This window comes from Verrucomicrobium spinosum DSM 4136 = JCM 18804, assembly GCF_000172155.1.
In the GTDB taxonomy this organism is placed as follows: domain Bacteria; phylum Verrucomicrobiota; class Verrucomicrobiia; order Verrucomicrobiales; family Verrucomicrobiaceae; genus Verrucomicrobium; species Verrucomicrobium spinosum.
In genome coordinates this window covers 4615494-4638768 of sequence record NZ_ABIZ01000001.1, presented here as the reverse complement: position 1 = coordinate 4638768, position 23275 = coordinate 4615494, and the positions used below count along the sequence as shown (strand labels likewise).

22 protein-coding genes are annotated in these 23275 nt (G+C 53.6%); 10 read left to right on the top strand and 12 right to left on the bottom strand.

What is annotated here, in order from left to right; translation table 11 throughout:
- Nucleotides 1-3: 3 nt before the first annotated feature.
- From VSP_RS18780 to VSP_RS18745, 8 genes are all read right to left on the bottom strand, one after another.
- The gene (locus tag VSP_RS18780; RefSeq protein ID WP_232289495.1) at nt 4-1608 is read right to left on the bottom strand and encodes a beta clamp domain-containing protein; all 1605 of its coding nucleotides are present in this window, start codon (nt 1606-1608) and stop codon (nt 4-6) included.
- A complete protein-coding gene (locus tag VSP_RS18775; RefSeq protein WP_009962628.1) occupies nt 1556-2413 on the bottom strand; it encodes a hypothetical protein in 858 nt (285 codons plus the stop codon). Before VSP_RS18775 ends, VSP_RS18780 begins: the two co-directional genes overlap by 53 nt.
- A 75-nt stretch (nt 2414-2488) precedes the next feature.
- Nucleotides 2489-3547 (bottom strand): WGR domain-containing protein, encoded by a 1059-nt coding sequence (locus tag VSP_RS18770; protein ID WP_009962627.1) that lies wholly within the window; start codon nt 3545-3547, stop codon nt 2489-2491.
- 81 nt (nt 3548-3628) lie between these two features.
- Nucleotides 3629-4141 (bottom strand): hypothetical protein, encoded by a 513-nt coding sequence (locus VSP_RS18765; protein ID WP_009962626.1) that lies wholly within the window; start codon nt 4139-4141, stop codon nt 3629-3631.
- Nucleotides 4104-4376 carry a hypothetical protein gene (locus VSP_RS18760; protein ID WP_009962625.1) on the bottom strand — a complete coding sequence of 91 codons (273 nt, stop codon included), beginning with the start codon at nt 4374-4376 and terminating at the stop codon, nt 4104-4106. Before VSP_RS18760 ends, VSP_RS18765 begins: the two co-directional genes overlap by 38 nt.
- An 84-nt stretch (nt 4377-4460) precedes the next feature.
- Nucleotides 4461-5282 (bottom strand): RecB family exonuclease, encoded by an 822-nt coding sequence (locus tag VSP_RS18755; protein ID WP_009962624.1) that lies wholly within the window; start codon nt 5280-5282, stop codon nt 4461-4463.
- A complete protein-coding gene (locus VSP_RS36155) occupies nt 5279-5806 on the bottom strand; it encodes a hypothetical protein (RefSeq protein WP_009962623.1) in 528 nt (175 codons plus the stop codon). The genes VSP_RS18755 and VSP_RS36155 overlap by 4 nt, the downstream gene beginning before the upstream one ends.
- 93 nt (nt 5807-5899) lie before the next feature.
- Nucleotides 5900-6112 carry a hypothetical protein gene (locus tag VSP_RS18745; protein ID WP_009962622.1) on the bottom strand — a complete coding sequence of 71 codons (213 nt, stop codon included), beginning with the start codon at nt 6110-6112 and terminating at the stop codon, nt 5900-5902.
- A gap of 170 nt (nt 6113-6282) precedes the next feature.
- On the opposite strand from VSP_RS18745, the gene VSP_RS18740 reads away from it, so the two are divergent.
- Complete coding sequence (locus VSP_RS18740) at nt 6283-7029, top strand: hypothetical protein (protein WP_009962621.1); 747 nt, start codon at nt 6283-6285, stop codon at nt 7027-7029.
- A gap of 39 nt (nt 7030-7068) precedes the next feature.
- Here VSP_RS18740 and VSP_RS18735 read toward each other — a convergent pair whose 3' ends face one another.
- From VSP_RS18735 to VSP_RS18725, 3 genes are all read right to left on the bottom strand, one after another.
- Entirely contained in the window at nt 7069-7635 is a 567-nt protein-coding gene (locus VSP_RS18735; RefSeq protein ID WP_009962620.1) for a hypothetical protein, read from the bottom strand.
- A 71-nt stretch (nt 7636-7706) separates the two neighbouring features.
- Nucleotides 7707-8081, bottom strand: a complete 375-nt coding sequence (locus VSP_RS18730) for a hypothetical protein (protein WP_009962619.1) — start codon at nt 8079-8081, stop codon at nt 7707-7709.
- Nucleotides 8078-9646 carry a PrsW family glutamic-type intramembrane protease gene (locus tag VSP_RS18725; protein ID WP_009962618.1) on the bottom strand — a complete coding sequence of 523 codons (1569 nt, stop codon included), beginning with the start codon at nt 9644-9646 and terminating at the stop codon, nt 8078-8080. Before VSP_RS18725 ends, VSP_RS18730 begins: the two co-directional genes overlap by 4 nt.
- Nucleotides 9647-9768: 122 nt before the next feature.
- Here VSP_RS18725 and VSP_RS43990 point away from each other — a divergent pair, with 122 nt between their 5' ends.
- The 9 genes from VSP_RS43990 (at nt 9769) to VSP_RS18680 (ending at nt 21619) form a co-directional block, all read left to right on the top strand.
- Nucleotides 9769-9972: a helix-turn-helix domain-containing protein gene (locus VSP_RS43990; RefSeq protein ID WP_009962617.1), complete on the top strand. Its 204-nt coding sequence runs from the start codon at nt 9769-9771 to the stop codon at nt 9970-9972.
- A gap of 102 nt (nt 9973-10074) precedes the next feature.
- Nucleotides 10075-10365: a hypothetical protein gene (locus VSP_RS18715; RefSeq protein WP_009962616.1), complete on the top strand. Its 291-nt coding sequence runs from the start codon at nt 10075-10077 to the stop codon at nt 10363-10365.
- Between the two features lie 112 nt (nt 10366-10477).
- On the top strand, nt 10478-10960 hold the full coding sequence (locus VSP_RS18710) for a hypothetical protein (RefSeq protein ID WP_156345254.1): 483 nt from the start codon (nt 10478-10480) through the stop codon (nt 10958-10960).
- Nucleotides 10935-12968 carry a hypothetical protein gene (locus VSP_RS18705; RefSeq protein ID WP_157210961.1) on the top strand — a complete coding sequence of 678 codons (2034 nt, stop codon included), beginning with the start codon at nt 10935-10937 and terminating at the stop codon, nt 12966-12968. Before VSP_RS18710 ends, VSP_RS18705 begins: the two co-directional genes overlap by 26 nt.
- 51 nt (nt 12969-13019) lie before the next feature.
- Nucleotides 13020-14687: an ABC transporter ATP-binding protein/permease gene (locus VSP_RS18700; protein WP_009962613.1), complete on the top strand. Its 1668-nt coding sequence runs from the start codon at nt 13020-13022 to the stop codon at nt 14685-14687.
- The gene (locus VSP_RS18695) at nt 14687-15556 is read left to right on the top strand and encodes an alpha/beta hydrolase (protein ID WP_009962612.1); all 870 of its coding nucleotides are present in this window, start codon (nt 14687-14689) and stop codon (nt 15554-15556) included. The genes VSP_RS18700 and VSP_RS18695 overlap by 1 nt, the downstream gene beginning before the upstream one ends.
- Complete coding sequence (locus tag VSP_RS18690; RefSeq protein WP_009962610.1) at nt 15553-17514, top strand: hypothetical protein; 1962 nt, start codon at nt 15553-15555, stop codon at nt 17512-17514. Before VSP_RS18695 ends, VSP_RS18690 begins: the two co-directional genes overlap by 4 nt.
- Nucleotides 17511-20270 (top strand): hypothetical protein, encoded by a 2760-nt coding sequence (locus tag VSP_RS18685; RefSeq protein ID WP_156345256.1) that lies wholly within the window; start codon nt 17511-17513, stop codon nt 20268-20270. Before VSP_RS18690 ends, VSP_RS18685 begins: the two co-directional genes overlap by 4 nt.
- Nucleotides 20267-21619 (top strand): O-antigen ligase family protein, encoded by a 1353-nt coding sequence (locus VSP_RS18680; RefSeq protein WP_009962607.1) that lies wholly within the window; start codon nt 20267-20269, stop codon nt 21617-21619. Before VSP_RS18685 ends, VSP_RS18680 begins: the two co-directional genes overlap by 4 nt.
- On the opposite strand, the gene VSP_RS18675 is transcribed toward VSP_RS18680, so the two are convergent.
- Entirely contained in the window at nt 21609-23063 is a 1455-nt protein-coding gene (locus VSP_RS18675; RefSeq protein WP_029190562.1) for a hypothetical protein, read from the bottom strand. The two genes, VSP_RS18680 and VSP_RS18675, sit on opposite strands and share 11 nt — an antisense overlap.
- Between the last annotated feature and the right edge of the window lie 212 nt (nt 23064-23275).

The window sequence follows — 23275 nt, the reverse complement described above, 5'->3', positions numbered from 1 at the left end:
CCGCTAGATCCTCAGGCGGGTGAGGGATTGAATGGTGGCTCGTACCGATTGCAGACCGCGTTCAGCATTGCGACGACCCTTCTGGAGCTGTCGGAGTTGCTTGGACGCATCCTGGAGCCGGTTAAGGCCATTCACGATGGTGTCACGAGCTTCTCCGATGACCTGAACGATCTGATCAATGCCTGGGGCTTGTTCATGATCAGGAGGGGTGTTTGTGGGGGCTGGCATGGGATTCCTTTCTGGTTTGGGTGGTTGAGGTGTGGGCGACGTTTGTGACGTTGCTGTTTTGCGATGAGTAAGGGCAGGCTGTGGAGGTTGAACTTCTTCAACTGCGCCTATTGTTCGCACAGGCATGATGATCATCTGTCTTCCACCGCGGTAGAGTCGAAGTGGAGAGATTTCATCAATGAGCCCAATAGTGGTGAGGCCGTACTCCAGGGCTTTGGATAGGTAGCGACGGTCACAAAAGATCGTCACATCTGGTCCTGTTCCTTTGGCGTCTGGAATCGAGATGCGACTCCATGGATCGGTGGGTTCCTGTTTGGTCAGGAGTGCGACCTCTTTCCCGTTCCATTGAATGCCGATGGTCTGATGCTTGGGATCATGACACGGCATGCTCTGGATGACCTGCGCTACCGCTTGCAGGTTGTCGGGAACCAGTTCGAGGTGAGTTTTTGCCAAAGTAGGATCCGGGACGCACTGTTGCCAGTTCGGGAAGTTGCCGGGAAGTTGTTTGGTAATGAAGCGCCACCTCCTGCTGCTGATTTGTAGACTGACTTCAGATTTGGCGTCCGAAGTGTCCGAGACCTTCATTTTCCATTCGCCATCGAGATTGAAATCCTTCCACGCCAGGAACTTGTGCCTTGGTATGAGCAGGGATTTCTTGAATGGCAGATTGAAAGAATTGCAGCTGTAGAGGTGATGCCCATCCGTCCCGACAACGTAGTGTGCATCATGCTTGCTTACGTCGACGCAGACGCCTTTCAGCGGCGGTCGAGTGTCGTCAGTGCAGGCGCAGGTCATGGCGTCTAGAATCGCCATTCTGAGCGATTCAGAGACCGGTGTCGGTTCTCCGTTAATCCTTGGGATTTCCGGGTATTCCTCGACCGGGGGAGCTTTGGATTTGGTCTCCCCGATCTGGCCGACGAGATCAAACTTGATGCTGTGGTGGTTGTTGGGGCCGGCTTCCAGGTGGATCCGTTGGTTCTTGTCGCAGGTCTTCACCACCTTTTGGAGGTTGTCGAAGGGGACGAGAAGCGAGGCGGGTTCACCTTTGGCCGGTTGTTCGAGTCTGAGCGTCACGAACCTGTCGAGGTCGGTGGCGGTGAGACAAATCCAACCTTCCTGTGTGCGCTCGATTTTGAGGCATTGCAGGACGGGGAGGGTGCTGTTCTTTGGAATGATCTTGCTGAAGCCGCTGAGAGCCGATTTAAGCTCTGCGACGGGCAAGGTTATGGGTGTCATGGTGTGGTTTCCTTTCTGGGTTTGAGATTGAAAATGAAAAACCCATGCCTCTTGAGAGGACATGGGTTTAAAAGCGAAGTTGTAGCTAGGATTAGGTACTTGGGTGTGAGGGCAATTTGGATGAGATCCAGTTGTCTGTCGCAATAAGCAACTCGTGTCCCAAGTGGACAATCGGATTTACAATTGCGAACGTAGAAGGCCCATCGAACTTTAGTGCTGTTCCAGGTGTAATGTTCGCGTACTGCGTCAGCGTCTGGCAACCTCTTGTGTCCTGGAGGAAGTCGATGTCGCAAACTCCTGCTTTGTGTACAAGCAAATTACGGATGGCTGCGCTAGCGTCGATGCGAAGGTCGGATAATATTGAGTCGATTTTTGGGTCGCTCGCGAACGCCTTTGTAAACGACTTGCGGATTGCCTTCCTGCTTCGGAACTTCATGTCCTCTGGAGCTACATGACCGAAGATAGTCGGTAGTGAGCAAAGCGATCCGTTCAGGACGTCTTCACACAGAACTTCAAATGCCCCCCACATCTGGACGCAAATGGACTTTAGTAGATTTTCTACCACTCCGTGCAAGTAGGCGGAGTGCGAAATTACCTCCTCAAACGTTACTGTTCGTTCTTTTAAGTGGTCGATTTGTTGATCGCTGCTGATATTGAACTCTCGTGCCATGAGTTCACGGGATCTGAGGCCAATACGCAGCATGGTGTCCTGGTTGTGGGTCGGCACTTTTCGGTGTTTGCCCATTATCTGGCGATGTGCTTCAGTGGAACACTCTTGCCAAATCTGTGCCGCCCAGAAGGAAAAGCCTGGTAGTACTGCGAGACCCGCGACCAGTCCGACGTTGTACGTGAAGTGTGCGTGTGCTTCGCGGCACGACTTTTGATACAGTCGAGGAGCTGTCGGCACCTGGTCGATTTTACCTACCTCAAGGAAGTCAAGCTTGTGCATGTCTTTCGGGATTGGAGAGGGATGAACTGTCCCTGTATACTAGATGCAGGGGCAGCCCAATTCAATGTACTCGTTTTAGTGCATTTTATACTTCAGTTGTCCCACCACGCATTCAGCAGCGCGAATGTCATCCCTTCTGCCCAGGTAGACGGGTTGGAAGATGGAGCCGCTCTCCTTGAATGCGTACAGGTACCGGCATTCCACCACATCCCCGGGTTTTGGAATGTCGTGATTTACCGGGATGGTGACGTTCCCCGCTGGCTTGATCCTGTCGCCTTCAAACAGCAGCAATGAAATGCTCCGCTTGTTGGGATGGATCTTGCCGACGATGAACGAAGCCGTCTCGTAGAACTTGCACTTGAGCTGGGAACCACCTGAAGCCGGTCTGCCTGGAATATAGGTAGAGTCTTCGTGTTTGAAGACCACACCTTCTTTGCCCCGGGCCTTCATCACGGCGAACACCGACCGTTTATTGTCAGTCAGAGTAGCCGTGGGGACATGCTTGAGGTGCATGTTGTAGATGCTGCCTGCCAACAACTGGATGGCTTTAAGCATTCTCTGCCCGTAGGGCTGATCACGCAGGTTTCCATTTGCAAGTTCCAGGAGGTCGAAGACGTGAAGAGTGTCGCCAACGGCTTCACCATCCACAAGGAAGTCACCCGGGAGTTCCATTGCTGACTTAACAATTGTTAAGGGCAGTTCCGTTTCCAGTCCCAGACGGTTGATGCCCGTGACCTGGTTCGCGGTCTTCTTGAGGAGGATCCGCCGACCATCGAGCTTTTCCTGCATCCAATAGGCGGGATCTTCAATGTACTTCTGTGCATGTTCTTCCGTGATGGGATTCAGGAGTTGGGGAAGGATATCCGTATTTTTACGGACGCTGCCGGTCTCCGTGTATCGGGTTCCTGCTTCTCCTTCGATGTAGCCCTTGGTGGTCTTTTCCTTCACCGTCTTCTGGAAAATGATCTGAGCATCTTCCAGGGCAACGGGAACGTCGGTTTTGGTGCCCGTCTGCAGGGTGGAGCCTCTGCGGCCGTATGCGATGTTGACGGCGAAGCGAAGACCCTGCGGGACGATGCTCACCGTGTAGACTTTGTCGGATGATCCTTGGCGGTAGTAAAGAGTGGTTTGCATGGCTTGAAATGAAAAGACCCGCACGCCGGTGAAGGCATGCGGGTCTGATTTGGGTTGGGGTTGCGGGTGAGGGGAGTCCCTCTATTCGTAGTAGTTCGGTGGCGGTCTGCGTCCCTGCGTGTTGCGCCCCACCAGTGTTTTGCTCACGTGGATGAGGGCGATGATCAGTCCTACCAGAAGCAGGGCTGAGAGAGGGAAGATGACTACCTGCGAGGTCATCGTCGCGATCAACGCTGCCCAGACATTCAACTGTCCAAGCGCGTAGGTGATCAGTGGCACAACCAGAAGAATCGGTACCAACAGAAAAATGGCGATGCGGGCGTTAATCCGCAGCCATTCCCGGAGGGTGCCGAGAGGAGAGAGCCAGTGCTCGATGAGGTTGAAGATGTACCGGAGGACTTCTGCAGCCCGTTCAGGAGCCGAATACTGTGGAAAGTCCGGATCCGCTTGAGGCGGCTGAACAGACCTGGGGTTCCAGTACTTGGAAAAGTACTGGCGACATCGGGTGGCCCAGTTGTTGGTCCGGGCTGGCGGAAGCACTTCCGGATTGTCTTCATCAATCCAGCGGCTGTCGTTGAGGTTGGGATGCTGCATGGCGGGCTTTTGATCCAAGGGCGGTTCCAAGAACGAAGAGGAAAACACATCCGATGCAGAGCATGCCGGCGGCAATGGCCCAACCATCGGAGGTTTTTCGTTGTGACTGGAGCTGGTTCTCCATGAAGACGAGCCGTTCTTTGTGATCGTCTTTCTTTTCGGGAAACCAGCCTGCCTTTGCCGGACTTGTGACCAGCATCAGACAGCACAACATGAGGAGGGGAATGATCTTCATAGGCGGGTAAAAGAAGAGAGCCAGCCTCCACCACGAGGGCAGATGGCTGGCTTCTCTTCCGGTTTTGGGGTGGTGATGGTTCGATTAATTCCAGTGGCGGCACTCGTTGAAGAACTCGCAGCTCGCGCAGCCCATGCCTGGTGAAGGAACGAAGTCCTTGCGGTCGATTCCTTCCAGGTAGGCTTCCAGAAGATGAAACAGCCTGTTTTGCTGGCTGTCGGTCATCGGAGGAAGCTGGGTGATACAGAGCTTTGGGTTCTTCAATTTGACCAGATGATGCAGTTCAATGCCTTCTTCCCGGATGCTTGCGGCTTCCCGGAAGAGAATGGCATAGATGCTGGTCTGCACTTCGTGAGTGTGCGCCACCTTCTCAGAGTTGGGTGTGGTGGACGAAGTCTTGTAGTCGATGATTTTGCGTTGCTGGACCAGATCAAGGACACCGATCAACCGCGGAAGACCATGGGAGGACAGATCGGTTTCGACCGGTACTTCCACAGCATCGGGTTTTTCAGCGTGTTCGAATCCGGACTGGCGGTAGTAGAGTTCGCAAAGACGCCAAGCGGTGAGCCTTTCGTCTTCTTCTTCTCCCTGCCAGTCGACGGGTTCTTCCTTGTTCTGGTCGTCCCACGCTTTCGAGAACTCGTCATGGAGTCCTTTGAGGGTGAGGGGTGTCCCGATCCATCTCGCCTTGTGCCATGCTTTCAAGGTGGCGTGAACCACATTGCCGACATGGAGTGAAGCAGGTTTGGGTTTGGGCAGTTTGAGCACGTAGCGGTAGTAGAACTTCAACCGGCATTGCAGAAACAAGGTGAGCCGTGAGGCTGAAACTGTTTGCTGCAAGCCGGTGAGGATCTCATTCTCGCTGCGCTCAACCTTTTGGGGTGGAGAAACAGCGAGATTGGTCATGCCGCCTGTTGTTGAGGTTGTTGATGCCACCTGGACTGACGGGGTTTGCCAGCCAGGGTGAGGAGTTCCTCAATGAGCTGGGAAGCCTGCATCTTGTTGAGATGCTTCACGCCCAGGCCGTAGAGACGATGGGCAAGAGCTTCGATCTCCTGCTTGTCGAGGTTGTTCTCGTTGGTGATGCGCAGGATGAACCCGCGTTGACCATCCGTACAGGCCCAGCGGTCTTGTGAACCATTGTGGACCCTGAACTGACGGCCGTTCTGGTTATTCCCGTTGCGGTGGAAGCCATTGCGGAGACCAGATGAGGAACCCTTTTGGCCGTACTGCTTGGGATCGGGAACGAAGCCGACCTGTTGAATCTCCTGGTCGACCGACTGCTGAAGAAGCTGGTAGAGCTTCTGACATTCGGATTCGACCTGATTGAGATCGGTGAGTTCGACTTCGACGGAGGCACTGAAGCTGTGGCTGCTGTATTGGGGCAAACCAAGCTTTTTGCTGTAGTTGGCGGATAGTCTGACTGCCATGGCGGTGTTTTGTGGGTGTGGGGTGGATCCAGAGCATGAAAAAACCGGCCTGTGGTGGGGCCGGTGCTTCATTCCTTGGGATGTGGGTGGTTCCTACGCAGCTTTCGCCGGCGGAATCTGGTACTGAGCCTCCTGTTCCCGGAGGGTTTCCGCAGTCTGCCATCCTGAGGAGCCGGTAAGAGCCTGGCGCAGAAGCTGATCCGTGAGTTTGGTCATCGGAATGCCTTTGGCTTGGGCCTCATGGTAGAGGACGGAGACGAGAAACCGCGAGATGGGAGGGCTGTAATGACGGTGCTTTGCCTTCATGACGCCTTCCGGAGAGGATTTTGACCTGTTCAGCTGGTGCTGGAGGCTAACCCTTTCGCGTTCAATGTATTATACCACTAAAAGAACCGCATTTGCAGGTCGGCCGAATCTGTCTTAGCTTGCGGCAGGCGAACTGAATTTGATCGATTATTGGGTGCAACTATCAAAGGATGATGAACGACGAGAAAGATCTGCCGGAAAGGGTCATCTACGCCTGTGACGTGGGATCCACACTGAAGAAGAATTTTGGATGGGCACGGATAAGCGCTCTGAGTACCCACTCCGATGAAGTTAGAGGTCATCGGAGCATTGAAAAGTTGGCAGAATGGATTGAATTTGATCTAAGATCTGGAAGGTCCGTAGCCTTGGGGTTTGAATCGCCTGGCTATATCCCTGTTCCGGTGGACGCAGGTATGTTGAGTAAACGGAGATCTGAAAATGAATCGCCATCGTGGTCTGGAAAGGTAGGCTGCTACGTTGGGTTGATTGGCCTCCATCAGTGTGCGTGGCTGCTGAAGAGAATGGACCACCTGAAAACAGAGGTCTATGCAACACTTGATGTCTCGAAGTGGAGATCTAGTAAAATTCCGTCGCTGCTACTATGGGAGGCTTTTGTCAGTGGGGCTGCGCATAATCGTGATGGCAGGTGCGGTTGTCCGATCAAAGATGGAGCAACCGCAGCAATGTGGTTCCTAGAATGGGAGAGGGCATGCAGTGTAGACTGTCACCTAACTGGGAAGACTGCGTCTGAGTCGTTGAGTCTATTGGGCGCTGCGCTAGTCTGGTCCGAGTGGTCCACCGATCTTGCCTGTCTCAAGGCGTTCCCGTTGGTGATAAGGCCGATAAAGGAATTTGAGTCTAACGGCGAAATTGAACTGATTGGAGACATTCCAAGAACTGCGTGCTCGGTCAGCTAAAAAAGGGTTTGGCTTGCGCCGCCCCCTCCATACTGAGCCCTACTGACGGACTGCCGGCATTTCGCTTGTTTTGCCCTGCTCGGTGAACAATGAGAACTTCGCCTTGCCTGTTGAGATCTTCTGAACCTCGTAAACAATGCGATAGCTCTTGAACTTCACCTTGGCGTCGCTCAGGATCTCCAGTTTCGACGAGCCAATGTCTTCAAAGGCTTTGCCGGTATCCCTGTTGACCCGGTAGACTGCTCCGTCGAAGTCGAGCTTGAACACTGTGTGTGGATCTTCAGGGCGTGGGCCAACAATCCAGGTCCCGTAGCACCAGTCTTCCGGTTCGAAGTGTCCCAGGTCAGCAAGCTCGCGCTTGATGCCCCAGATCAGTTCGTTGTCTTTGGCGTTGGAGACCTTGGCCTTGAGCAGGAGTTGCTTCAAGACCTCGTAGTACTTCTTGTTGACGTTGGCGAGTTGATCCAGTTTCACCTGTTCGGCTTGCTGGTACGCCGCCTCTTTTTTATCCTTCAGTGACTTCAGTTCGTCCTTGAGAACGGATTGGCTGAAGGCTGAGGATGCCAGAATGGTGAGTGCGATGGTGGTAACGATGTGTTTCATCATGGTTTTTGAGTGCAGTGGTTTTTGTCTGCACTTTGCTATACCAGTTGTTGTGCTGGAATGAGGGGAGGGGGTCAGCGCCTTTGGCGAGCCCTTACGAGAATGTCGTGAGCCAAACTTCGGGCGTCGACCTTGCCGGAAGCAACCGCGTGTTTCTCTCCGTCGCTACCGTACTGTCTGACGATTTCCTCGGCCCGTTGCAGCTCTTGGCGTTCGTCCTTGGACTTTTGACGTCGTTTATCCTGTGCATTCGAGCGGCGAGCAGAGTAGACAACGAAAGCCACAGCTCCCGCTCCTAGTAAAAGTAGGAAGGCTATCGCTGCTCCTGATCCGGAACCTCCACGTTCGACAGTGCGGACTGCCGTGTGCGTTGTGGATCCGGCTGCAAGAGCGATGAAGAGGATGATGACGCCAAAAAAGGCCAGTGAGATCTTGCCAAGGCAGTTCATGATTGATCGGGTTGAAGGAGAGAGGAATCAGGAAGTGTTGACGCCTCGTTTGACGGTGTTGTGATGGCTTGAGCTTCCCGCACCTCTCTCAATCCCATCTGGACCAGGCTGAGCACCACCACCCACGCAATGAAGCCGACTGCCATGTATTTGGTCATGAACGGCAGATCCAGAGGCGAGTTCCAGATGGTGTGAAGAAGAACGGCAACGATGAAGACTCGGAGGAATTTGGGATCCTTGAGCATCTCGAACTTGAAGGGATTGTCTCTCTTTACCCTCCAGAGGGCTGCTCCAACCATCGCAGTCCAGATTCCGTGTCCACCTAGAGGAGTGAAGATGGCGCGAACCAGCAGGGTCTCAGTCATCATGACCACCCCTTGGAAACCGCTGTGCGTGGCCCAACCGGTGATCAATGCGTCAAATGCGTAGCCAGCGGTCTCGAAAATTGCGAATCCGGTTCCGACGCAGGCACCCAGTACCAGACCGTTTAAAGTCCATGGGAACCGCAGTTTTCTGGCCGCAATGATCAAGGCGACCAACTTTCCGGACTCTTCTACGATTCCAGCGACGGAAGCGCCCATCCAAGAGAGGCCGATGCTGTCCGACCATTGGAAGAGGAACATTGAAACCAGCAAGGAGAGCATGCCTCCCGTGAGAACCAACTTGATGACCTGATAGACGGAAATGTTCCTAGGGACGTTGATCTCGAAGAAGAGAACAAGGATCGAGAGTGGAACTGCAAAAGCTCCCACGATGATGACTCCTGGGATGAGCTTGAGGTTCTCGAAATGGAAGCAGGTGTAGTAGAGGCCAATGAATGCACCAATGGAGAGAAGGAACGCTCGCAGGAATGCCCACGGTTGAGGCCAGCGGGTGTCGATTTGCGCCAGTTCAGGGGTGTTTGAGGGGGTTCCGGCAGCGAAGTGTACCTCAAACTCTTCGTCCGTGCGCTTCTTGAAGACTGCCGAGAAGAGATTGGCAGAACGAAAATCCTGAAGCTCCTCAAGACCCGCGGCGGAGCTGATCTTGCTGGCGACCGAGCCGAGCATCTTTTCGGCACTGGCTTTGAAGTCGCGAGAAGCTTCGACCTGCCAGAGGGATCGACCAATACGGAGCTGTTGTTTGGCGGAAAAGCTGCCGCCGGCGAACGGCTGACCATCCAAGAATACCGTTGCTGCCCCCAGGGGTTCAACGGTGACCTTTTTCTGGGCGACCGAAATCCGGATGTGTTCGTCGAGAGCGTCCGAGTCGTCCGAGAGGATGCTGCAGGAAGCGGACCGGCCGAGGGTGACCGGGGAATCCTCCTTGAGAGATGCCCGTTTTCCTTTGTCCGGGCCGCTGATGCAGACCAGAAAAGCAGATCCCTGAGGGAGAGTCGGTATTTCCGGTGCCGGGAAAGGGAGATCGATGTGTTCGAGCACCTTCTCAAGCGGCATCCAGGCTGTCAGACGACCGTACCAAGCCGGTGTGGATGCGGGGAACTGCTGTGAGTCAATAAGCTCTCTGGCTTCACCAGGAGAGTAGGGGCCGGTACTTTCGCCGTCTCTGAGGATGAAGATCTCCATGGCCGAACTTTTTGTGGGCCTTCCGGTTGATCGGCGAGGCATGGGTCGAATAACCTCTAGGAAATTCCCCGGTCAAGGCAAATATTCCGTATCCGGAATGGCTTCTCGCTAATTCTCTGCGGGTGGCATCAGAATTGGATGAGAAGCTAGCTGCCTTTCTTCGCAAAAAGCGAGGGGAGATGACCTATGCTGCTTTCTCTAGGAAGGTTGGCCTTCCTGCATCCACCATCTTTCGGCTTGAGCAATGCCAGCAGAGTATCACCCTCGGGAGGCTTCAGACAGTCATGGAGCGTCTAAAGTGTTCTCTCGATGACATCTTCGGCTAGGGGCCGCAGTGTGGACGAAGAGAGTGCAAGCGAACTTTTGCCTGGCTCTTTCCTCCCTAAGATTCTGCTTGGAGCGTCATACTTTGTGACTACACTGCCTCCATGGCCAATACCTCATCCAAACCGTCTGTCGAAGCCCTCAAACAAGCCCTCGCCATCGCTGAAAAGATCCAGCGACTGGAAACCGACTTGGCTGCGATCCTTGGCGAGTCCAGTGATGCTCCCGTAGTTGCCAAGCGTCGTGGTCGGCCGGCGAAGGTGGTTTTGGAAGTTGAGGAGAAAGCTCCCAAGGCGAAAAAGGCAGCCAGGAAGAAGCGAGTGATGTCCGAAGAGGGACGTCAGCGCATTATTGAGGCCCAGAAGAAGCGGTGGGCGGGGAAGAAGAGGTCCTAGTCATGGGCAGTTTTGCGAATCACGTCTGAAGGTCTTGGAGGAGGCAGTGATTTCCAAAAAGTTATGAATAGAATGCTTGCCATCAGGATTTAAATTACTAGCATCTGGGGCGATGGACTACTCCGGCCCCGAGCATCAGCACGAAAAAGTGTCACCGCCTCAAATGGTGACGCCGCCGTTTGCTCATTTTCAAACAGGTATGCAATCCAAGCCTAGAGGGAATGCTGCCGTGTGGGCAGTGGTGGGGGCCATTGCCACAATCGCCATTCTAGGCATCGGGTATTACGTCCTTACGTTCACCGGGGATCCCTACCGGACGCTGGAGCGGTTCCCTGTGGAAGACTATATGGCTGGATACGAGCGGGTTCTTGGCGGTCGGTTTCAGGCAAATCTTGTGGTCGATGCAGATCTTGGTTCGGCCATCTCCGAGGGACGGTTGTTTTCGTTTCGCGAGGAGACATCACAAAAGAACTTAGCTGTGCTTGTACCACCGGACCAAAACAATGTCGTGTTTGTAAAGGGGCAGGGGTACACCGCAGAACTGGAAGTCGGCAAAGGAGGGATTATCTATGCGCGAAGATTCAAGAAGAAGTAGGGCTATTGGGCTTGTGATCTGTGCGGGATTCAGCCTTGGCCTTGCTGCGCAACAACCGTCTGGCGCACCTGCGCCGGAGTCTGGAGCCACGTCTCAAGGTGCTGCACCGCAAAGCAACACCCCATCTCCACAAGGCAGTCCCAATGGGGGGGCGACAGGCACGACACTCGACTATCTGTACAATCGCAAGCCTGGTGATGGCTCAGCGGCCCAAGGTGGCGCAGGCGGAGCTGCAACTATGCAGCAAAAAGCAATGGCCGCAGACATGCTCAGTGGAGCTGAGAATCTCATTCCACCGGAACTGGAAAGTTACCTCAACTCCGCCGAAGTGGATGCTCAGGAAGTTAAGGCATACGAGGATCTGTTCAAGCAAACGGTGAATTTGCTCCGTGACAAGCGGCAGGCCGCAGTAGCTGTCGGGAATCTCTACACCTTAAGCGAGTATCCGTGGGATGCTGGGATCAGCCGGCAGCTTGCCAACCGCGTATTGAGCTTCTGGGACATGCGCAACAACCAGGCTGAATTGGATGCCGCCAACAGGGCGCTTCAGCAGAAGGTCAAGGTTGCGAGTCGGAATGCCGACATGATCTCAGATGATGTGTGGCGTAAGGAGGAGGATCGGACCCGCCGCAATGCCATAAATGGTCGACCTCAGGGTCAGGGAAGCAAGCAGGGCAATCAAGGCGACAAAAACAATGGTAACAAGGCATTTCTCCCGAGCCCGAAAGATGCGTCAGATGCGGTGAGCGGAGTGATGGGGAAATTGCAGCTCACAGAGGAATACTTTAATTCCCTAGATTCGAGGGCCCGCATGCGTCTCAATGAAAAGGAAATGGAAGAGCTTGAGAAGAAGGCCAAGGCTGATTTCAAAAAGTTCGTCGACGTCCTATTTCAAGGAAGGCGTCACTATCATGCGAGAGTTTCTGCGGATTTCTACAGGATTCTGTTCGGGGACGGGGACCTGCCTCCAGAACTGGCGCAGCAGGCGGCGTTGTCATCGGAAATCATTCGTCAAACGGAGAGTGATATTGAGGTGTTCAAGTTCAAAGTACAGCAGCAAAAAGTTGCTTCAGGATCCAAAATCCTACGCGAAGCTTTTTTCAAGTCTCAGTATCATCCGGCATTTCAGTCTGTATTGAGGGCTCAAAAGCTGCAAACCGCTGAGTACTACGAGAAGCTTCAGCAGGTGCAGGCAATGATTGAAGCGAAGGACTTTGTGAAGCTGGAGACCACTTTGAAAGCACTTGAGAAGGATGTTGTCGACTTTGATGGCACGAAGCCAAGGGCCTTGGTGGACGGTGTAAAACGTGAGAGTCAGATGCGTCTCGGTATGGCCAAGCTTGCGGCGCAACAGGGGCAACTCGACAAAGCAATGGAGGAGTTCCGAGTGGCGGCGGCGACATGGCCTGGAAATCCCGATCTGGAGACGGCATCCAAGCAGTTTTTTGCATCACAGGATACCAAAAACCAGGGGGCTGACGACTTTGACCGTGCGGTCAAGGATGCAAACTTCAGGCTCATTTTCGAGAAGCAGTTGCAATTCGCCGGGGCGGTACATGGAGACCCCAAACGGGAAGAGCAATTGAAGAGTGCACTGGAAAAAGTAAAAGGTGCTGAACTAGCTTATGAAAAGGCCAGTCTTCTCGACCGCAGTCGAGATCCATTCGGCGCTTGGGAAGCTTTGGAGCTGGCTACACAAGATTGGCCCGAAGATTCGAAGCTTAACAAATTTCGTGCCGACGTCTCGGTGCGTGCGACAGACTTCGTTGCATCCATCTCAAAAGCCCGCGATGCCGAAAGGCGTGGGGATGACGGCTTTGCTTTGACCTGGATGCTCAATGCCCAACGGCAATATCCTCCCAGCCAAATTGCCAATGAAGGGATTCAACGCATCTCTAACACGATTCTGGGGAGACCTGCGCCAGTATCAGCAGTTGCTGAGCGTGGTGCCAAAGGGGCGGAATCGCCAGAGGGGACCAAGAACAGCAATTCTGGCAGAGCTGATTGATCCAGTTGTGTCGAACAGCCATTGCGTCCCTACACCCCCTTTCACGATTCCATGACAGGAGTTAGTGTGCATCAGCTCAGCTTTGCAGCTTCAAAAGACCCCGCCAAGCTGCTGCTGCAGGATCTGGACTTTGAAATTGCAGGAGGTGTTTTCGCTGTTTTGGTTGGTCCAAGTGGGTGCGGTAAGAGTACGCTCTTGCGGGTGCTTTCCGGTTTGACTTCTGCTACTTCGGGTCTTGTGCGGGTTGGAGGATATGATCCCGCTGAGCTTCGCACGGCCCTACCGCTTGCAGTTGGATACCTGCCTCAGTTCGCGGCATTTCATGAGAATCTCTCGGTTGAGGAGGTTCTGAGCAATTCCATGAGTCTACGGCTGCCTGGTGGAGTTTCACAGAATGACAGGGCGGCCTGGCTCAGGTCGATTGTGGAATTGTCAGGACTATCTGCGATCCTACATCAGCGTGTGGCCACTCTTTCTGGAGGACAACGGCGACGGCTGGCGCTGGCGGAGGAATTGGTAAGTGACCCGCAGTTTCTACTACTGGACGAATTGACCAGTGGGCTGGATCCCCATGCCGAACTTGAAATGATGCAATGGATGGCGGGGTTGGTGCAGCAGACAGGCAAGACGGTGGTTCTCGTGACTCATTCGGTAGCCAACCTGCAGTTTGCCAACACGGTACTGTTTCTCAACCGAGGGCGTCTGCTTTATGACGGTCCACCAGACCAGGTCCTTCCGTCATTTGGTGCGAGTTCGTGGGAAGAGGTATATGGGAGAGCCGACCAACTCGTGGCAACACGATTGGAATCCGGGACTTCAGATCGAGGGGGAGGACCAACTGCACTGCGTACCGCAGCACCGGCAGGAGTGATCAGACAGTTTTGTGTACTTCTTCAAAGGCAGGCCACTCTTTTCTTTAGAGACAAGGGGCAGATGTGGCTTCAGTTAATGCTGTTGATCACTTTTCCGGTTCTCGTGGCCGTCTTTGCCTCGAATGGGCTCCCTGAAGTCAGAAGTCTCTCGCTAAGGATTGAAACCAGTGTGGTGGATGGACTTACCGAGAGGCTCCATTTGATGAAGGAGTCTTTTCATGTGTCTTCGCTGGTCGCTGGCCTGAGCATGTTTCAGGTAATCCTTTTGACGCTGATAGGGGCCAATAATGGAGCCAGGGAGATTGCCAAAGAAAGGGATGTTCTGAACAAGGAGCTGAGATCGGGTCTGTCCCCCTTTGCTTACATCGGGACAAAAGTGGTCTTTGTGACTGTACTGAGTCTGGTGCAAAGCTTGTCGATGACTTGGTTCGTGAAAACCATGTGCGGCTTCCCAGGGGAACTTGGAGCTCAGTTTTGGATACTCTTCCTGTCGACTCTGGCCATGAGTTCGACGTGTTTGATGTTTTCAGCTGTTTCACGTTCGCCGGAGAGGGCGTCGTTGCTGGCCATCTATCTCGTTGGTCTTCAGCTACCACTGTCTGGTGCCGTGCTGGCGCTTCCAGCCTGGCTAACCCTTCTGACACGACCTTTTATTGCAGCGTACTGGGGATGGAGTGGCTACCTGAGGACCTTCGAGTCCTTCAGGCACTATGATATTGTCCAGCAGACAACCAAGACCGCAATAGCTCAGTACAATGCGTCATGGGTTCTACTGATAGTCCATGTTGTCGTGGGCTTGGGGATAGCCTGGGTGGTGCTGGCACGAAACAAGAATTCCCTTCACTAATGAAACGATCTGGTACAGCAGCGCGAGTGGTGCTGTGTGCGCTCGCATCATGGTGGAGCTTCTCAGGGCTGGAAACGGCTGAGTGCGCACCTCCAGTTCTAGAGCATCTGCAATTGGTGCCCAACGACCACATCCAAAAGGCGGACTTCTTCTATCTCAAGTCAGAATACAAACCGAAGGCGGCAATCATTTTGTGCCCCGGGAAGAACGGAAACGGCGGCAAGTGGCTGCTTGAAAAGGAGTGGCAGGAATATGCTCTTCGGAACCAGATCTTGCTTTGTGGCATCTGGTTTGTGTCGAAGCAATCCTACCCGCTGGCTTGCTATTCCGACGCAACGCTGGGGTCTGGAGCCCTGGTGATCCAGGCACTCAAGCAAGCTGGCGCAGGTGACCTTCCTCTCTTGGTGTACGGCTTCTCAGCAGGTGCCAGATTCACAGCTTCCTTTGCCGAGATTTACCCTGACAAAGTGGTGGGTTGGAGCGGATGTGGAGTTGTAAGATGGGAACCGGCCGCCCCATCTGAAAAATATGCCCCAGCACTGGTGGCATGTGGCGAATTTGATGCCACCTGCTATTGGGCTTCACTCCAGCACTTCCAAAGAGGAAGGGAGCTTGGTAGACAGTGGACTTGGATCAGCATTCCGCAGGCGTCCCATAAGCGAAGTTCGGAGTTCGAATCCTTTGCGAGAGAATACTTTGAATCGCTGCTTGCAAGCCACTTGTCGAAACTGCGTCCTTCAGGGGTATGGAGGGATATTGGCACCTGCAGGGAACTGGACCCGAAGGACGTCAGCACTCACCCCACGTTCGCTTCTTGGTTTCCATCTCCGAAACTGGCTAAAAAATGGGAAACTTTTCATCGGCCATGAAGATCTTTCAGAGCGCATTGTTTTCGACCTTGCTGGTGGTGGTGCCTGGATTGCCGGCGCAGCAAACGGCATTGGGTCAAAAGAGCCTTCCTGCTGCAACCGTGCCGCCAGCAACGACACCCGCTGTGGCACAACCGAAGGGTCCAGAAGCGATGCAAGAGATGCGGGCAAATGCTCTGCCATATCGAATTGAACGGAAGGCATTTGGGGCAAACGATTACTTCAAGAGAGTAGAATTTTTCTGGGTTCCAGCAACTGCGAAGCCCAAGGCATATATCGTTGTTGCCTCGGAGATGGCCAAGCCCAGGGTGCCTCTCGAAGATCCCCACTGGGTCAAATTTGCTCAGCAACACCAACTAGGAATAATTTCAGTTGGATTTGATCCACAGGAGCCTGCCCGGCGTTTGTCCGAGACGACGGGGGATCTTTCGAACAGGATTTACAGGCTTGCAGAGGAAGCATACGGGGCAAATCTAAAAGGGGTATGCTTTGCCAGCGGTTCTGGAGCCGTCTGGATGCATCGCATTATGATGCGTCAACCCTGGCTGTGGGGGTTCTGGTGCACGAGCGATGTGCCACGGTATCCGTTTGTGCCGAGGGGCATTGAGTATCCTCCAGGCATAGTCGTGTCGACGCTGGCGAAGTCGTACCAGGAGAACCTGTTCTTCTTTCAAGATCTCCGGCGCACCAAAGTTGAAAACAAGATAAACTTCCTGCTGATAGACGGCAAGGGTGTGGGGCGTGCCTATTTGGATCGTTACGCGCAGAATTCCTTGAGCTTTGTACTGTCGGGTGGAATTGCTCAATCACGGTGGTTTCATATTCATACCGAGATGGATTGTGCAACGTTGGAAAAGGCTCCCTCGGCCACACTTCAATCATGGGTTGCGGGGGACGAGTTGCCCGGTGCATGGAAGCTGCTGCATCAAGAAAGACCCAAAAGACCCGATTGTGCCATAGCCGCAGCGGAGTTGAACCTTGTAGAGCTCGCGACATCCTCCAAGATCTACTTTCGAGTTCCTGGCAGGGTGAAGGAGGGGGCTCCCGTGCGAATGGTGCAGCTCTGGCTTACCTGGGAAAATGACGATGAGGCTCTGATTGGCCGCCTTAAGTCAAACACAGACCTCAGATCAGCTTTGTGGGAGAGAGAACGCATTGGGGTGATTGCTGTGAATGTCAAAAAGCTGGGCCTAGGGATTGATACGGATCCACAGGATGTGGTGCGAATAGCCAAGGTGGCTAAACTCGTGAATCCAGAACTGTGGCGGGTCGTGGGCAATGCGATTCGGGAACTGGGATGGCCTGGTTCGCCATATTATCTGTTTGCCAATGGCAGTGGAGCCGACTTCGGACAGGCTCTGATTTTGGAGGATCCTACAAGGTATGCTGCCGTGCATCTTCACGCTGGCTCCCTCTTCTCTCCCACTTCGGCAAGCTCCAGTCAGATACCGTTGCTGCTGACTTCAGGAGGCAAGCATCGGGGTTATGAAGAGTCTCTAAAGTACTTTAGGTCCTCGGCGTCGAGTCAAAGACCGGTAGTATTTAAGGCTCCGCAGGGAGCCGCCGGAACTATTGATGATTGGACAACACCGCTGAGTGTTGCATTTTTCGTATGGGCAAAAGATGCCGGAGATGCAATGGCGCTGCAAAAGGCGGGAAGCAAACCCGCGGTAGCGGAAGTGTCCCAATACATGCTTAAGCAAATGCAAGAGGCACCGGCAGTGGCTGATGTGACTAACGGTCGAGTTTATTTTAGAAAGGATGAGGGACAGGTTCCAGATGCCAATCGTCAGAGATTGCCCAATCCCGATATCGAGGAAGCGTGGCGTGTCGGAAGTGCTCCCAAGCAAGGTCCTGGCCCGGGTGCAACGGCCTCAAAGGCTACAGAACCGCCGAGCCCTCCGGTACAAAGCGCAGGAACGATCCCGGCCCCCACAAAAACACCGAGTGCACCATGAACGCATTCAAACTGATTTTGAGCAGTCTGTGTCTCACAATGGGCCTGACGTCCTTGACCGTGAGCGCGCAAAGCAAGGATGGCAACGGTGCAACCACCGATGCTGGTGCAAAAGTTGCTGACCACCTGCAAGGGACGAATTTGCCTGGCGTGGAGGTTTTGCAGCATCAACTGGTTTCAAAGAATGAATTCGAGACATTTGTGCTCCAGGGGTATGCTCCGAAAGCGGACTGCGGAAGGGTTCTTGTCGTTGCGAATGATGCAGATCGAAGCGACATCTTTCGTGACGAAGCTTGGATTAGGTTTGCGAGGGAAACGGGAACGAGTCTCGTGACATTGCGCTTCAACGTGGTGAAGAAGGTTGAAAGCAAGATCATCGTCGATGCGATCGAGCAAACCTTGCCGCATTGGATCGACAGCAAGCTTCTTGATTCTGCCCCCAAGAGAGATTCTGAGGAGTCAGGATCTTCGGATTCGGTGTCCAATCAAGTTGCGCATAAAGTGCCGATCATGCTGTACCTATCGGGCGAAACAGGTTTTTGGCTGGAGAGCTGGATGGCTCGACATCCTGGTCGACAAACGAGGTGGGTTCTGGCAGGGGCCGCCCGCTTCGCGGAGATTCCGAGAAGGAAGGACTTTGTATGGCCACCTGGGGCAATCTTGTCGTTGAGCGAAAAGGAGTATATCGGGCATCTCGAACACTTCGAAGAACTGAGATCAAGCAATAGAAACAACGAGATAACGTTTGCGGGGTGGGACATCAAGGCGGAACCGTCCCTTGTGGATGGCTTTGTCCTGTCTTACCTGAAGGAGAGTCTGTCAGGCAGTGGAAAGTCCGGACAATGGCTAAATGTTCACACGCTTACCCCTCACCCTGAGGACGCGAAATTCCAGCCTGATCCCATACGATTCGGATGGTATCCAAGCACTGAGTTTGTTGGCGTTGTTAAGGCGTTGAGACCTGTTGACTGGCCCAAAATGACGCCGGGGTTCGGGCGTCGGAGTTTCAGCACGCGGGAATTTGCCTCGTGTGAGTTGCGGTGGATCAAGAATGTGGCAGCGCCTAAGGCCGTCCTGGTGATAGCAAACAGCACTCTCCCCGCTATGGTGAGGTTCGATCCTGAGTGGATTGACTACGCAAAGAAACGTGAGTGGTCGGTATTGCTGGTGGGGTTGAAGCAGGGAACTGTCCGTTCTGATGACTCGGCTGTAAAGGGTCTCGAAACAGCGTTTTACAGAGAACTCAACAGCCTCGCGGGAGCCGACTACAAAGACTTGCCATTGGTGGTGCATGCACAGGGTGCTGCCGCTACCTGGTTTCAGTTTATGTTGGTCCGCGCTCCCTCCAGATACCGGGCTTGGTACTGCAGCGGTGCCAGCAAGTTTCCTGCGATTACCACTTTGTTGAAAGTTCCCCCGGGGATTGTGGTGGCCGAATCCGATGGTCAGTACAAAAACAGTTTGTATCACTTCGAGGACTTGCGTCGTGCGGATCCGTACAATCCAGTCGGATTCATGGCGATGCCCCAGGCTTGGTTGCCCGCTCGGGTGAAGGAGAGCTTTGCCAGAAGCTTCCTGGACTCTGTTTTTAGCTCCAACAAGGAGATGAACCGCTGGGTTCACCTCCATAGTTTGACACCACCTTCTCGTTCGATGACCGAAAGGCCCGATCCGAAGGCTTATGCGTGGTTCCCCAATTCGGAGTTTCTGGGGATCTGGAAGTCAATGCGGAAAGAGACTGAATCAACACCCCTTGCTCAGATTGCCAAAAGAACGTTCAAAACAAAGCTCCCGGAGATGCCTGAGCTGAATTTGTTCGTTAGGGTGCCAGGATCGATTCCAAAAGGCCAGAGTCCCAACGGGATCCTCTGTTTCTGCACCTGGCAGCAGGAGGACACTTCGCTGGTCAACAAACTCAAGAGCACTGACGACTATCTGGTGAGGTTTGCTGATCGAAGCGGCCTTGCGATGATAACCTGGAATACGGCTCACTTGCTTCCACCTAACACCAGGATCGACACCTTGACACCTGAGATGGAGAATGAACTGCAGCGTAAGTTCAGTGTCTTTGGTGAAGCTTGGAGAGAAGGTGTTGGAAAGATTGCGTCTGAGCACAAGTTGCCCAACGATGGCATGCTTCTCTACGGAATCTCCCGGGGCGCATTCTTCTCAAATCAAATCGCGATGCGCTACCCAGGGCAGTTTCTTGCAGTTCATACTCACATCGGAGTGGGCTACAGGGCACCATTTTCCAGAGGTGCCGAGCAGACGCTCTGGCTGGTAACAACCGGTGAGGCTGATGGGGGATTTCGTGACAGCTTCGACTTCTACCAACGTGGCCTTCAAGCCAAACTCCCGATGATCTTCAAGGCTGGGCCAAGCCTTGGTCATGCGTCTCGACGCGACATTGAAGAGCTTTCGGTGGCGTTCTTTGACTATGCGTTGAGCCTCCGGCGAACAAGTGTCGAGCAGCGTGCCAAGGATCGGCATCCCAAGATTCCGCCTGCGGTACTGTTTGCAAAAAACATGGCAGCACCGGCATACTTTGGGGACCTGATCAATCATGAAATCAGTCCTGCCAGTGACGCAGACAACTGGTGGGTGCCCAAGGAACAGCGTGTGCCCCTGCCAACGGAGGGAATTGCTAAAGCGTGGGGGATGACATTGGAAGAAGCTACGCGGAAAGCAGATGATGGACGAGCATTCGCCGCATTGCCGGCGGCTCAAGCAGGACAAGCTCAACCACAGGCTAAATGAGGGACTACTTTTTCGAGGGGGTGCGCCGTTTGGACTGGGGCCTTGGAAACCCCAATTTCACGGGAGCGTTGATTGCAACTCTCATGATCTCATTGTGGATAGCCGCTTATCTGTGGAAGTACGGATTCTGGCTCTCGTTATCAGCCAATGCCGTGCTTGGCGCGTGTCTGGTGCACACCTATTCACGCGGTTCGGTTGTCGCATTGGTCGGAGGAACCATTGTCCTCGTCTGCTGCGTGAGACGATGGCCCGCGAACAGAATCATTGCATGTGTGGTCACCGCTGCGGCTCTGGTCGGCTACAGTGGCTATTTAGGTGCCTCAAAACGCTATGAACCAGGTTTTGTCGCGCAAGATGGTTCAGTGGTTAATCGATGGGCTATTTATGAAAAGGTGCCCAGGATGATGTGGGATGCCCCGGAGGGCTGGGGAGCTGGGCGGGCGAGCGATGCGTACAGACAATGGTATCAGGAGACGGGTCGACTTGAGAAGTACCGTCAGCTTGTGAGCAGTCATTTGACCTGGCTAGTCGAGTTTGGATGGGGAATCCGAATAGCCTATGTCTTGTCTTGGGCCGCCGTCATCGTCCTTTGCTTTCCGGGAAGAGCTCAACACTGGTTGTCTGTTCCATTGGCGGTGTGGATATGCTTTGGTCTTTCCGCATCCTTCAGTGACACTGCCCATCAACCGTGGCTTTGGATAGTGCCAACCCTCTCGCTCGTCTGTGTCGTTGTGGCCCGTGTTGTTGTTGCCGACTGGCCTTCTGGTATTCTATTCGCGGTCTCGGCTGTTGCCGGAATGATGCTCCTGGGAGTGTTGGCGGTATTGGGGGGTATGGGAAAAGGCCATCTGGAACTTGCTCTCCGCCAGGGGATCGTGACTATCGGGAAAGGAGGTGAGCAGCTTTCCGTTTTTGTAGCCAAGCCTGATCAAGCAGTCCTCGGCGCGTTTTACGGACACAAGCTTCGATCCGCTGCTGAGGATAGCAATTTAGCACCGAGATTTCACATACAATGGAAGGAGCATAGTCGAAACATTCAGGATGTGGACATAGCGGTAGTTTCGGGTGTTGGTGTCGCGGAAGAGAAGTTGCAGTTCAACCCGGTGGCTGCGAGGCGAATCTGGTTGATCAATCCTGGCAATCCCTCCAACACTGTCTTTGAGCAACTCAAGGAACACGGTGAGGTTCATGTGTTGTTGGGGGCATTCTGGACAGGTGAAGCAAAACTTTTTTGGGAGCCCCAAGGAATTGCGTCCAAGAGGTTCACAATCGAACCCTGTCCCTTGGCAGGTCAATATGTTCCGAATTGGCTAACCGCTGTTCTGAGTGTTGAGGGTGCTACTTTTTGACCGGTTGCTTTTGATCTGCCTGTTCCGCCTCCCATCGGATGTCTCCTTGAAAAAGAGCTTTGCCTTCTGAGTTGAGTCCAGAGCTGGGATAGACCTTTATCGGCCGGATTCCATCCTCCGGATGGAAATGATCTTGGAGCATGTAGTACAATTCAAGCGATTCGATCTTGCTTGTGTGACTCTGGTTCCACTCCCTTGTGATGTATCTCGCATATTCATCGACTTGGGACTGGCGTCGCCCTAGAAAAGTGCTGTGCAGATACTTGTGCCACCTTGAGTTTTTGAATTCCTTGGCAACTCCCTGAACTGGCTTGTTCCAAGTGACTGGACCGCCCCCATGGAGAGGGTCGAATTCCCTGCCGTCGGAAGTTTTGGCCTTGGCGACATACCATCCGTCTCGCGTAGCCGGCCGAGGGGCAAAAAACTGCCAATTTTGGGCAATACCCAACCAGTGTCCTGGTGTGCGAAGCATCTCGGGGAAGATCTTGGCAAGAGGCTTTGTGTAGAGGACGGAGAGATTCCACCATGACACATATAGCAAGCAGCTGATGACAAGGGGATTCGGCAGGCGGTACCATTGGCGGAGTGGCAATTGTTGGCTACAAGTGTCAACCTGTGGATGGCGGGCCAGACGGCCAAAATGGTGGGCAACTCTGTCCCAAAACTGTGCTGGGAGGAAAGGCAGCCAAGCTACCGCGCACACCCATGGGAAGATGCCAAGTCGCATTGTGAGACCCAGGCCGAGCAAATGAAATGCCATGAATGAAATCGCCGCTGCTGTACGGGCGATCCAAAATCTACTGCCCAACAGTGCGACAATTGGTCCCAACTCCTCCAAAACTATCGTCGAGCAAGTTAGAACCTTCAAAAGGCTAGGAAATCTCAGGGCTTCGGGACCCAAATACGCCTGAAAGGACTCAATTCCCAATGCGAACTCAACGGCAGAATAGTCGGACCGCCATACAGGATGACTTTTGAACAAAGCGGTCGACCAGTACATGAGGCATACTTGAAGCAGAAGTGCTCGCTGGGGCCAGCCGGTAGTTGGAGCAGAAAATTGCTTATCGGAAGTAAGAGTCGATGAAGGCAGAAAGAAGTTCCAGAAGAGCAATACAAGCAAAAGTGTGTCCGCACCCATGTTTAGACCGGGAGTCCGATGTTGGACTGAGGACACCAGCACCCACGTTATCAATGTGGCCCATCGATTGGATCTTCCAGAGGCAAGCCAGAGTCCTGACAATGCAGTGACAATAAGAAGCCCGGTGTTGAAGAGGAGGCTGCCGTTCAGGTAGTGAAGCGACCAAAGCCAAGGGTATTTGCCAAAATCTACCATCGCGGCATTGCGTGGCCAGATCCCATCGTCTGTATAATGCTCCCTCACGTCCAACAAACGCATGAGGATATCGACCGCTATGACAATGCCCAAACCTAGCCGGAAGGCCATAAGGGATCTCCTTTCTATCGCGAGAGAGAAAACACTACTATGGGGTGAACTTTTGGTGGACATCTGCGTAACCATGGAGATAATCTCCACAAATTCTCCTGAAATATGAAAAAAGCATTCAGAGCGGTTCTTCTGGCGGGGCTCCTAGTGATGGGGCATCAGGCATTCAATCTGGCGGCCGCCCTGCGTCACAATGGAGGTTCTTCTGCGTG

Excerpts from the sequence above, each read along its gene's own strand:
- VSP_RS18735 (WP_009962620.1), bottom strand. The coding sequence starts at position 7,635 with ATGATGAAACACATCGTTACCACCATCGCACTCACCATTCTGGCATCC.
- VSP_RS18755 (WP_009962624.1), bottom strand. The coding sequence starts at position 5,282 with ATGACCAATCTCGCTGTTTCTCCACCCCAAAAGGTTGAGCGCAGCGAG.
- VSP_RS18760 (WP_009962625.1), bottom strand. The coding sequence starts at position 4,376 with ATGAAGATCATTCCCCTCCTCATGTTGTGCTGTCTGATGCTGGTCACA.
- VSP_RS18730 (WP_009962619.1), bottom strand. The coding sequence starts at position 8,081 with ATGAACTGCCTTGGCAAGATCTCACTGGCCTTTTTTGGCGTCATCATC.
- VSP_RS18710 (WP_156345254.1), top strand. The coding sequence starts at position 10,478 with ATGGACTACTCCGGCCCCGAGCATCAGCACGAAAAAGTGTCACCGCCT.
- VSP_RS18725 (WP_009962618.1), bottom strand. The coding sequence starts at position 9,646 with ATGGAGATCTTCATCCTCAGAGACGGCGAAAGTACCGGCCCCTACTCT.
- VSP_RS18745 (WP_009962622.1), bottom strand. The coding sequence starts at position 6,112 with ATGAAGGCAAAGCACCGTCATTACAGCCCTCCCATCTCGCGGTTTCTC.
- VSP_RS18770 (WP_009962627.1), bottom strand. The coding sequence starts at position 3,547 with ATGCAAACCACTCTTTACTACCGCCAAGGATCATCCGACAAAGTCTAC.
- VSP_RS18695 (WP_009962612.1), top strand. The coding sequence starts at position 14,687 with ATGAAACGATCTGGTACAGCAGCGCGAGTGGTGCTGTGTGCGCTCGCA.
- VSP_RS18765 (WP_009962626.1), bottom strand. The coding sequence starts at position 4,141 with ATGCAGCATCCCAACCTCAACGACAGCCGCTGGATTGATGAAGACAAT.
- VSP_RS18675 (WP_029190562.1), bottom strand. The coding sequence starts at position 23,063 with ATGGCCTTCCGGCTAGGTTTGGGCATTGTCATAGCGGTCGATATCCTC.
- VSP_RS18680 (WP_009962607.1), top strand. The coding sequence starts at position 20,267 with ATGAGGGACTACTTTTTCGAGGGGGTGCGCCGTTTGGACTGGGGCCTT.
- VSP_RS18690 (WP_009962610.1), top strand. The coding sequence starts at position 15,553 with ATGAAGATCTTTCAGAGCGCATTGTTTTCGACCTTGCTGGTGGTGGTG.
- VSP_RS18715 (WP_009962616.1), top strand. The coding sequence starts at position 10,075 with ATGGCCAATACCTCATCCAAACCGTCTGTCGAAGCCCTCAAACAAGCC.
- VSP_RS18740 (WP_009962621.1), top strand. The coding sequence starts at position 6,283 with ATGATGAACGACGAGAAAGATCTGCCGGAAAGGGTCATCTACGCCTGT.
- VSP_RS36155 (WP_009962623.1), bottom strand. The coding sequence starts at position 5,806 with ATGGCAGTCAGACTATCCGCCAACTACAGCAAAAAGCTTGGTTTGCCC.
- VSP_RS18775 (WP_009962628.1), bottom strand. The coding sequence starts at position 2,413 with ATGCACAAGCTTGACTTCCTTGAGGTAGGTAAAATCGACCAGGTGCCG.
- VSP_RS18685 (WP_156345256.1), top strand. The coding sequence starts at position 17,511 with ATGAACGCATTCAAACTGATTTTGAGCAGTCTGTGTCTCACAATGGGC.
- VSP_RS18700 (WP_009962613.1), top strand. The coding sequence starts at position 13,020 with ATGACAGGAGTTAGTGTGCATCAGCTCAGCTTTGCAGCTTCAAAAGAC.
- VSP_RS18705 (WP_157210961.1), top strand. The coding sequence starts at position 10,935 with ATGCGCGAAGATTCAAGAAGAAGTAGGGCTATTGGGCTTGTGATCTGT.